Origin of the sequence: Halovenus anhuiensis (genome assembly GCF_037080055.1) — an archaeon.
Lineage (GTDB): Archaea > Halobacteriota > Halobacteria > Halobacteriales > Haloarculaceae > Halovenus.
This window is the reverse complement of the sequence record NZ_JBAOJI010000001.1, coordinates 383,556-396,644: the sequence shown is the minus strand read 5'-3', so window position 1 is coordinate 396,644 and position 13,089 is coordinate 383,556. Positions and strand designations below refer to the sequence as shown.

Sequence of the window (13,089 nt, the reverse complement as noted above, 5' to 3'; positions counted from 1 at the left end):
GCCGAAAAGAGTGCGAGAATCCGAACGCGTCTCACCCCGCTGTTGGAGTGGGCCGCGGACCGCGATCAGAGATAGGACTTGCTTTCCGGCAACTCACAGCGACTCCCGTGACAGTTTGTCGCCTTCTCGACAGCCGCCATATCCGGCGCATCGTCCGGCGACTCGCTCTGCCAGGCGTACTGGACCTCCTGGCCCGGATCGACGACGAATAGCGCCGATCGGGGGACGCGTCGGTGATCTTCCATCTCTTCGACGAGTACACCGTACGCTTCGGCGACGGTCCCATCGCTGTCGGACAGCAGCGGAAAGTCGATTCTGTGCTCTTCGGCAAACGCTCGGTGCGAATGTGCGCTGTCCGTCGAGATACCCAAGACGACCGTATTCTCAACCATCGAGAGATCGTCTGCGTCCCGGAGCATACACAGTTGTGAGGTACAGCTAGGGTGGAAATCGAACGGGTAGAACACGACCACGACTGCCCAGCCGTGTTCAGTGTACTCTTCGAGGCTGTGTGTGTCTACTCGCCCCCCGGCAGCCCCCGGAACCTCGAAACCGGGAGCCTGTTGTCCGATCTGAATCATACCTGATACTCTCTGATCGGCCCGAATGTAACTAGCTCACATATGTGTTATCATCACACAATCGACCCCTCCAGTGAAGGGTTCAGTCACTCTGTTATCTATATTGCGTAGCCGGACCGGACCTACTTCCACGTAGGCTGGGATTTAATGCGTATTAGTGTGAGATTCTCACAGACGGACGAATACATTTGATGACTCAGAATACAATACACCCCATTGTTCGGCCAGTCAGAGACTGCTCGAACTACTGGAGCGGCTGGTACAGCGACACTGCTCGCGTGAGATAATGGCTGAAGGCTACACGCGCTCGCGGAAGTATCAGGTGCTCGCGCTGCTGGCAACAGCTGAATTACTGGCGATGACGCTGTGGTTCAGCGTCTCGGCAGTTGGGCCAGAACTGGCGACGGCCTGGGGGCTCTCGGGTGCCGAAACTGCGTGGCTGACCAACGCGGTACAACTCGGCTTTGTCGTCGGCGCGCTCCTCTCGGCGCTGTTCACAGTGTCCGATGTAATCAAGCCGCGGTATCTGTTTTCGGCTTCGGCGCTCGTGGGTGCGGCTGCGACGGTAATCATCGCGACCAGTGTCAGTTCTTTTCTCCCTGCGGTTGTTCTTCGATTCCTGACCGGCGTGGCACTTGCAGGGGTCTATCCGCCTGGCATGAAGATTATGGCGGGCTGGTTCCAGGCTGGCAGAGGCTTCGCAATCGGAGTGCTGGTCGGTGCCTTGACTGTCGGGTCCGCGACGCCACACCTCCTGCGCGGAATCGGCGGTGTCGGACAGCCAACCCCTGTATTGCTCGGCGCTGCGGGCCTCGCAACCGTCGGAGCCGTGCTGGTCTTGTTTGTCGAACCCGGTCCGCACCAGGCACCGGCCGCACCGTTCGATCCGAGTGCGATCCGCCGGATCGCTGGCGACCGAGCGACGACTCTCGCCAATCTCGGCTATTTTGGTCACATGTGGGAACTGTACGCGGTCTGGGCATGGATTCCGGTGTATCTCTCGTTGAGTTTCGCCGAAAACGGTGGCGAGAGTGACGCGTTTGCTGCGTTCGTGACGTTCGGGACCATTGCCATCGGCGGGATCGGTGCCGTGCTTGCCGGCATCAGCGCGGATCGGCTGGGCCGAACGACCGTCACCAGCGCCAGTATGGTCGTCAGCGGGGGTGCGTGCCTGACCGCCGGATTCGTCTTCGGTGCGCCGACAGTCGTGGTCGTTCCGTTCGTCCTCCTGTGGGGGTTCGCTATCGTCGCAGACTCCGCACAGTTCTCTGCTGCTGTCTCGGAACTCGCGGACGATTCGTACGTTGGGAGCGCACTGACTTTCCAGACTGCGATCGGATACCTTCTCACGCTGGGGTCGATACAACTGACGCCCATTATTGCGGACTGGGTTGGGTGGCAGTGGGCATTCGCCCCGCTCGCAATCGGCCCCCTAGTCGGCACGAGTGCGATGCTTATGTTGCGTCGCCTTCCCAGAGCGGAATTGCTCGCTGGCGGCCGCGGGTGAGTGTTGTTGTGCTCTCAAACAGATTCCGGTAGATTCGCACGTTATCTCCGGGGTGAGTGAATCCACCGTCGTCGAGTTGCTCCCGAAGGATGAGATCCCGTCTATCGACGGCGACCCGGCCGCAGTGACGGGGTGTTCGCTCTGTGCTAGCGCGGTGAGTCCGACCGAACCCGTGAGGATTAAACGCTCACCTATTGCGGTTCTGGAAAACTCGCCGACAACGATGTGGTGCTGTACGACCGCGAGACGGAATCGGAGTGAAAACAATCCAGCGGGCGCTAACTTACTCTCGGAGTTGATCGAGAGCCGTCTTGACTGCCGACCAGTCTGGTTGCTCGTCCGGCGTGTCAGTGCTCCACGCATACTGGATGGCTCCGTCAGAATCGATCAGGAAGACCGAGCGTTTGGCGATGCGTTTGTGCCCTCGGAACTCGTCGTAAAGTACGCCGTATTCCTCGGCGACGCTGCCATCACTGTCCGACAACAGCGGGAACTCCACACCCTCCCGTTCGGCGAAGGCTGCGTGGCTGAATGTCCGATCCGTCGAAATGCCGAACACGGAGAGGTTCTTTTCCAGATCGAACCACGCGAGGTCGTTTATCGAACAGACGTGGTCCGTACACGCCGCGTTGAAATCGAACAGGTAGAAATTCAATAGGACGGGTCCCGCAGCCAACGCCTCTGCGAGTCCATACTGTTCAAAATCCTCGCTCCCGTCGGTCGTTCCAGGCAACTCGAAGGTCGGTGCTGCAACTCCTTCGGCGATCATAGTGAATAAGACAGAAGCTGAATGTATAATTCTCACTTACGGTCTGGTAACCCAGAGACGTACTGGTTGTCTCTCTATCCAGTCCGCGCTTGGATATCGATAGAAGTACGAAGTCGACGTGGCTGGGGGCGGTCCTGCTGGGATGACCGCAGCACTGTACAGCATGGCTCAGCCACAAAACTGTGGTCGTCTCCTGTACCGGAGGCCGCGCCGCCATGATGCAGGAAGTACACCGCCTGCTGGGAGTCGAAGCATAGCCTACCGGTTGGAAGCCCCTCAAAATCGGCCAAGTGCAACTGAAGAGTACGGTTGTGACATCCACCGCGCCATGGTTTCTTCCTGTACCCGCGATATTTCGGTTGGTCGTCTGTGTCGTGGACACCACGCTTTCGGGCGTTGAACAACCATACAGAAGTTAGCTCGGAACATTGGTCTTCCACTGCTCTGCCCTTCTGTGGGTGACGAGCCTGCTAGTGGCTAACATCAGATCGGTATCTCAGTCCAAATAATTCACATAAGGAAGACAATCGAATCAAAATAGATTTTATCAAGAACCAAGCAGACAATGTGTGGACGGAGACGAGCAAACAGAAGGTGAGAGTACCCGGTTCTCGATAGACGAGGGCGGAGTAGATGTTCAGTTCTATGTTCTCTATCTCACGCGGTTTGCTGAAGGATTCGGCTTCATCACGCTGTTGACGCTCCTGCCGGCGTACATCAATACGCTGCAGCCGCAGGAAACCACAATTCTCGGACTAACAGTCAGCGCTGGCTTCATAATCGGGATGTACACCACCGGGTTCACACTGGCACAGACCGTCGCAGTCGTGCCGCTGGCGTGGGCGGGTGACCGATTCGATAAGCGAACAATCTTGCTTGTAATCCTCGGTCTCGGTGCAGGAGTGTACGCGCTCTTTCCGCTCGTCGACTCCTCGGCCTCGTTCATTCTGATCCGCGCCTTGCAGGGCGTCGCGGTCACCGGTGCCGGGTTGATGACGCTCTCGCTGGTCGGAGAACTCGCGACGATGAGCACTCGTGCCAAGCGGATCGGCCGAGCCAACGCCGCCTCCTTTCTGGCGTCGATTCTCGGCTCGCTGCTCGCTGGTTGGCTCCTCGATCTATTCGGGTTCACCCCTATCTTTGCGATTATCGTCGTGTTGCTGACCGTCGCGTGGGTCGGGTTGTACGGCCTACTCGATCCCGACCCGACGCGGATCGAGGGATTTCCGTTCTCTGATCTGGCGGTCAACCGTCGGATCCTGACAATGACGAGCTTTCGGGCGCAGTACGCCTTCGCCGTAACCATCGTCCGGACGTGGGTCCCGATCTACGCCGGGACGGCGGTCGCATCGGGTGGGCTCGGTGTCGCCGGCACCGCCGTCGCCGTCACCGTCACAGCGGAGAAGGCGACGAATATGGTCGGCCAGCTGTTCACCGGCCAACTCTCGGACGAGTACGGCCGCGCATTGTTCGTCTTCGCCGGCGGTACTGCGTACGGGCTCGTTGCCATCATGATTCCATTCGCCGCCTCAATCGGGTCGAACCTCGGGACGGCAATGACGCTCCCAATCCTCGGCTCCATCCCTGCAGCGTACGTTCCACTCGTTGTGTTCTCCGGACTACTTGGCGTCGCAGACTCCTTTCGAGAACCGGCGAGCATGGCGCTGTTTGCTGACGAGGGGACCGACAACGGCAGCGTCGCGTCGAGTTTCGGCGTCCGCGAACTCGTCTGGCGGCCTGGATCCGTGCTGGGTCCACTCATCGCTGGGTGGCTGATGGTGGAGGTCAGCATGGCTTCCGTCTTTTATATTGGTGGTGCGTTCGCACTCACGGGGGCTGGTGTCTTTGTGACCATTCTTCTCCTCACCCACGGAATGAGAGCACTGACCGCATGGTAAGAACCACAGCTACGGAGTGGCACTCGAATTCCTGAATCGGACAAGACAATCCCAAAGACCGCTCGTGGGAAGACCGTCACCGGGATTCACTCACGATCAGGCACACCCACTGTCCATACCCACCGTGAGTGCGACATCCACGACGGATTGGAAGTTAACACATATATCCAACAACCATCTATCCCTATTTTATATGCGATTCTGTGACGAGTGTGGCTCGATGATGCACACGGAGGACGACACGTGGGTGTGTCGTTCCTGTGAGAACGAGGAGCAGCGGGACTCACAAGCAGAAGCGGCGATGACAACCCAGGACGGACAGCGGGACGACGGAGTACCCGACGTGGCTGACGCGACCCAGGACTCCTCCGAGACGATGCAGGAGCCCTGTCCGGCCGAGGACTGCGACAGCGATCAGGCCTACTACGAGATGCTACCGAAGCCGGGTGGCTCCTACGAGGTTCGGCTGTTCACCTGCGTCGAGTGTGGCCACAAATGGCGCGAGTCCTGACCCCATCTCACGAACCCCGCCGCTCACAGGTGCACAGACAGCCAACTCAGACTCTCCGCTCGTGGGTACTCGGGCTCAAGTGGTGCCACACATCGACGCCAAACCAACTCCCACAACTTCCTTGCGGCGATCACCGACTGTTGGTAGAATGTTCACTACCCGAATTAGCAGTGCGGTAATTGTTGGAACACTCCGTGCAAAAACGAAACCGAAGACGGGGCCGCTCACTGATAGAGATTCAGCCGCTGGAAAACCGCACCCAGCAGAACCGCGACCGGGATGATCTCCAGCCGACCGACCCACATGTTGAACAGCAAGACGGTTTTGGCGGCCGATGGCATCTCCGGGCCGGTGATTCCCGAGGAGAGACCGACGTTACTCTGCGCACTCATCACGTCGAAGATGACGTATTCGAGCGGATATTCTGGTGGGAGAGCGGCCAGAAAGACCGTGATTCCGACGACGAGCGCCGAGAGCCACAGCACTAGCACCACTGTCGCCTCGGTGTACTCCCGCTGGACCTGCTCCTCGCTGAGTTTGCGGTCGTCGATCCGCAGGTAGCGAACGGCTGTGCTGGGCTGGAAGACGTTTCTGATCTGCCAGACCGTTCCCTTGATCAGCGTGATGACGCGGATGAGTTTGAGACCACTGACCGTCGACCCCGCGGCTGCGCCCGTCAACATTCCGAGACAGGCCAAAAGCGTCGGGCCTGCTCCCCAGACTCGTTCGGTTCCAGCACCCACGGACGCGGTCCCGAAGCCAGCGTTCGATGTCGCCGAGACGAACTGGAACAGCGCGATTCGGAACGTCTCTTCGAGTGTCTCGTACTGGCCACCTGCGTGCAGGAGTCCCGTCAAGACGATCGAGCCGACAGTGAACCAGATGAACACCCACCGAGTCTGGAGATCGGTATAGAAATTCCGCAGTTCGCCTTTGAAGATCAGATAGTGGACGGGGAATGCGATACTGCCAGCGACCATGACGGGAACGACGGCGTACTCGATCAGGGGACTGCCGTAGTGCCCGATCGAATCCGCGTGCACCGAGAATCCCCCAGTCGCGATGCCAGTCATCCCGTGGTTGATCGCGTCCCACAGCGGCATCCCGACCACGAGAAAGAGCAGAATCGAACCGACGGTCAGTCCCAGATAGATCTTCCAGATTTCCTGCACTGTCGAGACAACACTTGGGTGAATCTTCTCGGAACGAGCTTCACTCTCGTACAGCGTGAGCGATCCGCTGCCGGGCCGAGCCAGGATCGCGACGGTCAGCACGATAACGCCCACGCCGCCGATCCACTCCGTGAACGACCGCCACCAGTGGAGTGATCTCGGCAGTTGTTCCTCGACAGCGGCCATCGTCAACCCGGTCCCGGTGAAGCCACTCATGCTCTCGAACACCGCATCTAGCGGGTTGAGAAAGACGACCACCGTATCGTTCATCGCCGGCGTGTTGGCGTACGCGGGGAGAGGATCGTACTGCATCGTCGCTGCGACCAGAATAAAGGGGAGACCACCGAGGACACCGGTGGCGGCCCAGCCAACTGCGGCCGTTACCATCGCCTCCAGTTTCTCCGGCGGCTCCGCGTCCCGATACCGTCCTGCGAGTCCGGTTCCGATGCCGGCGACGATGCCCGCCGAGAGCAGGAATGCTGGAACCGTGAAGAACTCCCCGTTGAGAACGCCGATTATCAGCGAGATGACCAGCATCAACGAAACCACCTGCAGGATGCGGCCAACGTCGCGCGCGACAGTCGGTGTGTTCACTCTCATCGGCTTAGCTCCATCTGGACAGCAATTTCCATCTGTGTCGCGATTTGCAACATTCGTCTTCCCTCATCGTGTTATTTGGCGTCGTCCTCGTAGTGGCCGAAGATATCCGTTAGCTCGGGGGTTGCGCCGAAGGCAGAATAGACGGTCAACAGGTCATCGGGGTGAATTTCGGTGTCTCCGCGGGGGGTGATGGGCGGATCCTCTCCCTCCCGTTCGATTGCCACGATGAGTACATCGCTCGGAATCAGCTCGGCTTTTGCTGCTTCGTGCAGTGTCTTGCCCGCAACCGGTGCGCCGTCTGAGACGGTTATCTCGAACACCTCCGCCTCCTCGCCGATCCGCATGTAATCGACGATAGCCGGCCGAGCAACTGCCCGGTAGAGATATTCGGCGATGAGTTCCTGCGGGTTCTCCATCGTGTTGACACCGATCTGCCGGTAGAGTGCCATGTGTTCGGGGTTGTGGACGACAGACATCACTGACGGAATATCGAGTTCTTTTGCGAGCAGACAGATCATGATATTCGTTGCGTCCTGATCGGTCGTCGAGATGATCGCATCCGCCTGGTCTGCACCGGCGTCTTTCAGTGTCTCTTTGATCGTCGCGTCCGCGTTGAGCACCAAACAGTCGTATTCACTGGCGATGGTGTCCGCGCGTTGCTCGTCTTTTTCGATGACGACGACTTCGTTGCCGGACTTCGTCGCGATATCGATCAGCGGGCGTCCGATATCGCCTGCACCGACGACGATGATGTACATATATCTTCCATTCAGCCGTCTCGATTGAAAACGTATCGTCTCTCTGGTTTCTCGGACCGCAGGACCCCCACTGGGGGCGGGGAAGACGCACATTCTTAACGCAAGCGGTGGTTACAGCCGATATGAACAGCCACAGCGAAAGCGAGTCCGAAAAGCTACTCGGTCACGTCCTCCTGCCGGTCGCTAACGAGGAGGACGCGCTTGCGACGGCGACCGCCCTCGAACCGTACGACCCCGAGCACGTGACGGCTCTCCACGTCGTCGAGAAAGGCAGGGGAGTTCCCGACAAGACGCCGGTCGAGCAATCCGAAGAAGTCGCCGAGGAATCCTATGATGCGGTCCGGACGGTCTTTCCCGATGCAGACGACCACACCGCATACGGCCGGGATGTCGTCGACGAAATCTTCGCGGCCGCCGAGGAAGTCGACGCGAGTGCCGTTGCGTACAGAGCCCGCAGCGACAACCGAATCATGCAATTTCTCTCCGGCGATCTCTCGCTGAAACTGGTCACACAGGGAGACCGACCTGTAATAGCTCTGCCGCGCTCAGAGTCCGCCGACGATTGACTGAAGAAAAACGGACACTGGTCTTGATCCCTGGCTGATCCCGTCTCCCGTCCTGTGCCTCGACAGATTATTTATATCGCACGGAGACGAACGATCAGCTATGTCTCAGAATTCTGATGGGCCCACTCCGCCGGACGGATTACCTGATTCGCTCGTGGCGGAACTCGGTGATCTGTCCCTCGAAGACTTGCGCCGGACGATCGTCCACGCGCAGGAATTACTTCAGCATCAGGCGGATGCTCCGTCACTTATCGAACTCAACCCGGGTGAGAACGTAATCAGAATCGAAGAGCAGGATGGGTATACCGAAGTCGTCAAGACAGTCCCCTGTGCGGAGGGCTGCGAGGACTGCCCGCACGGCCCGTACCTCTATCATGTCACGGAAGAACAACGCCCGGAAGGTGGGACGCACACTCACTGGACGCTCATCGGCGAAGTCGCGCCGGAGGAGGACGACTAACCATGGTACAGGAGCATCCGGGTTGTCGACCCCGGCAGGATACCCCGGTAATCGCGGCGCTTTTTGAGCTCCTGCCCTACCTCTAGCCGATGGAATACGTTCAGGAGCGGATCGGAACCTTCCACGACTACGGCGGTGCCGATCCCTCCGCGCCGGTCGATCAGGCGACAGTTGTCGTTCCGCTCGCCGAACGCGATCAGGGCAGTCCTGCCACGGAGGGGGTCCTCAAGACGCTGGAGTCCGTCGATCCCGGCCGCGTGCTCGTCCCCTTGCGGGCCGGAGAGTCGACGGTCGCCGACGTGACCGAGTGGCTGGAATCGTTCGACCTCGATCTGACGGTGTTGTGGTGTACCGCCCCGGAAGTCGAATCGCTACTCGCCGAGTACGGCCTCAACGGTGCGGCCGGCAAAGGCCGAGATGTCTGGCTCGGGCTCGGAATCGCCGGCCAGTCGCCGTACGTCGCCGTCCACGACGCCGATGCGCTGACCTACGACGACCGCCACGTCCCGAAACTGCTCTCGCCGCTGGCCGACGGCTACGAGTTCACGAAGGGATACTACGCTCGCGTCGAGGACGAACAGCTGTACGGCCGGCTCTTCCGGCTCTTCTACGCGCCGCTGGTGAGTGCGCTCCGCGACCAGAGCACCGAGGACTTCGTCACCTATCTCGATAGCTTCCGGTACGCGCTCGCCGGCGAGTTTGCGGTGACCGGCGATCTCGCTCACTCGATTCGCGCGCCGCGTGGCTGGGGACTCGAACTGGGCACACTCGGCGGTGTCTTCGACCACGCTGGCTTCGCCGACAGTGCACAGGTGGATCTCGGTATCCACGAACACGAACACCGATCCGTCGAGGGGTCGGGCGGACTGGGTGAGATGTGTAACGAGGTCGCGGCGACGCTGTTTACCGTCGTCGAAGAACACGGCGTCGACATCGAGTACGACCGACTGCGTGAACGATACCGGGAGCACGCAGAGCGACTCGTTCAGCAGTACGCCGGCGATGCGGCGTTCAACGACTTCGCGTACGATCCCCAGCAGGAGCGCGAACAGGTCGACACGTACGCGCCGTCGATCCAGCAACCCGGCGAGGACGACAGACTTCCGACGTGGCGAGCAGCTCCGATCGACCCCGAAGCGGTCGCCGAGCGGTCCGAAGCCGCACTCGACGAGCGCCGATAGCGGGACACAACTTCTAAGAGGGAACCGGGCCAGCCTCCGGTATGGAGCTTTCAGGCGACGACCTGGCCGGTGTGGTCGATTCTTTCGGTGCGCTCACGCGTGGCGAACTCCGGGATGCGCTCGCCGAACTCGCCTTCAAACAGGGCGAAGACGCCGACTCCGGAACGTTCGAGGACCTGATCGACGAGGCAATCGACGGGTATCAACTGATCAGTCTCGACACCACGGAGTCCGGCCGGGATCCGCTTCTCGTCGTCGGCCCTTCCGCCTTTCCGACCCGCCCGGAGGGCACACAGGACCTGCGACACATTCTCGATATTGGCGAGCGTGAAATCGACCGCGAGCGCGCGGGCGAGGCTGCGATGGAACGCCTTCGCGAAGAGGCGGCACTCGCCATCGAGATGGGAAATACTGCGGAAATCGAGCGACTGATCGACGTGAGCTACGACATTGAGGCGTGGGCTCCGGTGACACTCGACGAAATCCGCAGTCACCTCGACGAGAGCCGCTAACCCGAGAGTGATACCAACAAATTAAGCTTCTGGACCCCTTCCGTGTCCGATACATGGATTTCGTGGGTGTGCGCGATCACGAGCCGGTTACGGTCGACGATCAGGAGCGTGAAGCGGCCGTGCTCGCCCCCGTAATCGACAGGGAGAGCGGTTCGCATATCCTATTCACCAAACGAGCGGAACATCTCTCGGATCATCCCGGCCAGATGAGTTTTCCCGGCGGCGGCCGCGAACCCGAGGACGACTCACTGGAGGCGACTGCCAAACGCGAGGGCAACGAGGAAATCGGGCTCAGACCCGAAGAGGTCTCTATCGTCGGCCGACTGGACGATATCCGGACGATCACTCGCTACTCCGTCCGGCCGTTCGTCGCCGAAATCCCCGACCGAACGTACGAGCCGTACGATGGCGAGGTTGCAGAACTGGCAATCTTGCCAGTCTCGGCGCTGATCGATCGGGAGAACTACCAGAGTGAACACCGCGAACACCCTCACTACGGCGAGATTCGCCTGCATTACTTCTACGTCGACGGCTACACCGTCTGGGGAGCGACTGCGCGAATGCTCGTCCAGTTGCTTGAACTCGCCACCGACTGGACGGTTCCGCCGGAACCAGACCGCGAAGTCGGCCCGGACGCCGATTACCCGGTCTGAGAGCAAACGACAGGGCTAAGCGCGTCCAGACGCGAAAACGGCCATATGACTGCGCTGACCGGGACGACACTGACCGATGTCGGCATCGATGCCGTTGCGATCAAACCGACAGAGGTTGCTGTCAAGCGCGCGGCGGAACTCGCTGTCGAGACGATTACGATCGATTTCGAGGGTCGCGAACACGTCCCGGACCCGCAGACGCTTCACGAACTGGCCGACACCTACGAGGTTCGGATGACCACACCGATTCGAGTCGATGGCTTCGATCCGAAGGGCGACGAGAGCGCTCGCGAATCGCTTCCGGATTCTGTCGGCGAGGTACTCGTCGCCGGCCATCAGGCCTATCTCGACGATCACGAGCAGAAGAGAGCCGTCGCGCCCCGTCTCACCGCGGCCGCCGACGCTGCGACAGATCCGTGGATCGGAACCGAGGGGATCGAACGACTCGCACTGGCCGTCGGCGGCACGCAGTTCGAGTTGCTCTCGCCTGGCACCGCCAGTTCCGTCCGGGCACTGCGGGAAGCAGATAGTTCCACAGATGTCGCGCTGTATGCACCGGTTGTCCTCTCGACCGACGATTCGACTATTCTCGACGCCGTCGGGGAGTACGCTGCGCGGCGCAGGCGCGTCCGAGAACGACTGCCGGCGGGGACGCCCCACGACAGCAACGCCACGGGCGAGGGTCGGGAAGAACTCCTCCGTGGCTGTCGTGCCTACGCCCTCGTCGGCAGTCCCGAAACGGTCCGTGACCGCGTCCAGCGGCTTCACGACGCAGGTGTCGACCGGATCGTCGGCTATCCGGCCCGCGGCCTCGATCCGATTCTCGGGTGACGATGGTCGACCGAGTCGCCGTCGTCGGCGGGGGCGCAATCGGCCTCCAAGCCGCAATTGCCCTCGCAGACCGCGATATCGATGTGATTCTGTTCGAGGCTGGCGAACTCGGCAGCGGTGCGTCCGGCCGCGCCGCGGGTATCTGCTACGACGCATACGCCGACCGACGCGACGCGGATATCGCAGCCGAGTCGGTCGAGTACTTCCGGACAGACGACCTCCTGACCGACTGCCCCTATCTCTGGTTCGCCCACGACGACGAGACGGCCACCGCTATCGAATCGCAGGCTGCCAGGATGGCCGACCACGGCCGGGATGTCGAGATTATCAACAACCACGTTGTCGCGGATCGGTTCCCGGCACTCGTCACCGAAGATATCGAGACGGCCGCCGTCGCGCACAACGCCGGCTACGTCGATCCAGAGGCGTACGTCACCCATCTCGGAGAGCGAGCACGGGCCGCAGGCGTCTCGATTCAGACGAACACACCAGCCACGGTGACAGTGGATGGGGGTGTCCGTGTAGACGGGTCGGTTCGGGAGGCCGATGCTATCCTCGTCGCCGCTGGTGCAGGAACGTCGGCGGCACTCTCCGAATTGGACTCCGGACTGGCGCTCGGTCTGTACCGAACGCAGGCACTCGAAGCGAGCCCTGTGGAGGGTGCCCTTCCGATCTACTACGACGCGTCGACGGAGCGATACGCCCGCCCGACTCCCGGTGGGATTCTCGCCGGTGACGGCTCGGAAATGTACCACGGTGAGCCGACCGAGTACGACCGTGGGGCCGACGAGCGGTTCGTCTCGGAGCGACTTCGCGGACTCGATCATCGACTACGGACGGATTTGACCGCCGATCGGTCGTGGGCAGGCCTCTGTACGGCGACCCCGGACCGCGATCCGCTGGCCGGCGAACTCGAACCCGGCGTCTTCGTCGTCACGGGTTTGTGCGGTCACGGATTGATGCGGTCGCCTGCACTCGGCCGAGCAATCGCGGACCAGATCCTCGGCGGTGAATCGATTCCTGGCTTCGATCCAAATCGCTTCGACGGCGACGAACCCGTCTCACTCCCGTTCGGCGTGACTGATTGATC

Annotated in this window: 14 protein-coding genes; 10 read left to right on the top strand and 4 right to left on the bottom strand. The window is 60.7% G+C overall.

Going from position 1 to position 13,089, the window contains the following annotated elements; translation table 11 throughout:
• Positions 1-65: 65 nt before the first annotated feature.
• Entirely contained in the window at positions 66-581 is a 516-nt protein-coding gene (locus V8P86_RS02005; RefSeq protein WP_336325565.1) for a redoxin domain-containing protein, read from the bottom strand.
• A 286-nt stretch (positions 582-867) separates the two neighbouring features.
• Between V8P86_RS02005 and V8P86_RS02000 the strand changes: the two genes are divergently transcribed.
• Positions 868-2,088, top strand: coding sequence for an MFS transporter (locus V8P86_RS02000; RefSeq protein WP_336325564.1), 1,221 nt, complete (start codon positions 868-870; stop codon positions 2,086-2,088).
• A 283-nt stretch (positions 2,089-2,371) separates the two neighbouring features.
• Here V8P86_RS02000 and V8P86_RS01995 read toward each other — a convergent pair whose 3' ends face one another.
• Positions 2,372-2,857, bottom strand: coding sequence for a redoxin domain-containing protein (locus tag V8P86_RS01995; protein WP_336325563.1), 486 nt, complete (start codon positions 2,855-2,857; stop codon positions 2,372-2,374).
• A gap of 614 nt (positions 2,858-3,471) precedes the next feature.
• On the opposite strand from V8P86_RS01995, the gene V8P86_RS01990 reads away from it, so the two are divergent.
• Both V8P86_RS01990 and V8P86_RS01985 read left to right on the top strand, forming a co-directional pair.
• A complete protein-coding gene (locus V8P86_RS01990) occupies positions 3,472-4,755 on the top strand; it encodes an MFS transporter (protein WP_442909362.1) in 1,284 nt (427 codons plus the stop codon).
• A gap of 193 nt (positions 4,756-4,948) precedes the next feature.
• On the top strand, positions 4,949-5,266 hold the full coding sequence (locus V8P86_RS01985; RefSeq protein WP_336325561.1) for an RPA12/RPB9/RPC11 RNA polymerase family protein: 318 nt from the start codon (positions 4,949-4,951) through the stop codon (positions 5,264-5,266).
• Between the two features lie 224 nt (positions 5,267-5,490).
• Here V8P86_RS01985 and V8P86_RS01980 read toward each other — a convergent pair whose 3' ends face one another.
• Complete coding sequence (locus tag V8P86_RS01980; protein WP_336325560.1) at positions 5,491-7,038, bottom strand: TrkH family potassium uptake protein; 1,548 nt, start codon at positions 7,036-7,038, stop codon at positions 5,491-5,493.
• 71 nt (positions 7,039-7,109) lie between these two features.
• Positions 7,110-7,796: a potassium channel family protein gene (locus tag V8P86_RS01975; RefSeq protein ID WP_336325559.1), complete on the bottom strand. Its 687-nt coding sequence runs from the start codon at positions 7,794-7,796 to the stop codon at positions 7,110-7,112.
• A gap of 122 nt (positions 7,797-7,918) precedes the next feature.
• Here V8P86_RS01975 and V8P86_RS01970 point away from each other — a divergent pair, with 122 nt between their 5' ends.
• The 7 genes from V8P86_RS01970 (at position 7,919) to V8P86_RS01940 (ending at position 13,087) form a co-directional block, all read left to right on the top strand.
• On the top strand, positions 7,919-8,362 hold the full coding sequence (locus tag V8P86_RS01970; RefSeq protein ID WP_336325558.1) for a universal stress protein: 444 nt from the start codon (positions 7,919-7,921) through the stop codon (positions 8,360-8,362).
• Between the two features lie 100 nt (positions 8,363-8,462).
• Complete coding sequence (locus V8P86_RS01965) at positions 8,463-8,822, top strand: hypothetical protein (protein WP_336325557.1); 360 nt, start codon at positions 8,463-8,465, stop codon at positions 8,820-8,822.
• Positions 8,823-8,911: 89 nt separating this feature from the next.
• Positions 8,912-10,003, top strand: coding sequence for a glycosyltransferase family protein (locus tag V8P86_RS01960; protein ID WP_336325556.1), 1,092 nt, complete (start codon positions 8,912-8,914; stop codon positions 10,001-10,003).
• 41 nt (positions 10,004-10,044) lie between these two features.
• Positions 10,045-10,515 (top strand): DUF7109 family protein, encoded by a 471-nt coding sequence (locus V8P86_RS01955; protein WP_336325555.1) that lies wholly within the window; start codon positions 10,045-10,047, stop codon positions 10,513-10,515.
• Between the two features lie 53 nt (positions 10,516-10,568).
• Positions 10,569-11,168 carry an NUDIX hydrolase gene (locus V8P86_RS01950; RefSeq protein WP_336325554.1) on the top strand — a complete coding sequence of 200 codons (600 nt, stop codon included), beginning with the start codon at positions 10,569-10,571 and terminating at the stop codon, positions 11,166-11,168.
• A 45-nt stretch (positions 11,169-11,213) separates the two neighbouring features.
• The gene (locus V8P86_RS01945) at positions 11,214-11,999 is read left to right on the top strand and encodes a DUF7388 family protein (protein WP_336325553.1); all 786 of its coding nucleotides are present in this window, start codon (positions 11,214-11,216) and stop codon (positions 11,997-11,999) included.
• Between the two features lie 2 nt (positions 12,000-12,001).
• A complete protein-coding gene (locus V8P86_RS01940) occupies positions 12,002-13,087 on the top strand; it encodes an NAD(P)/FAD-dependent oxidoreductase (RefSeq protein WP_336325552.1) in 1,086 nt (361 codons plus the stop codon).
• The last annotated feature ends 2 nt before the right edge of the window (positions 13,088-13,089 follow it).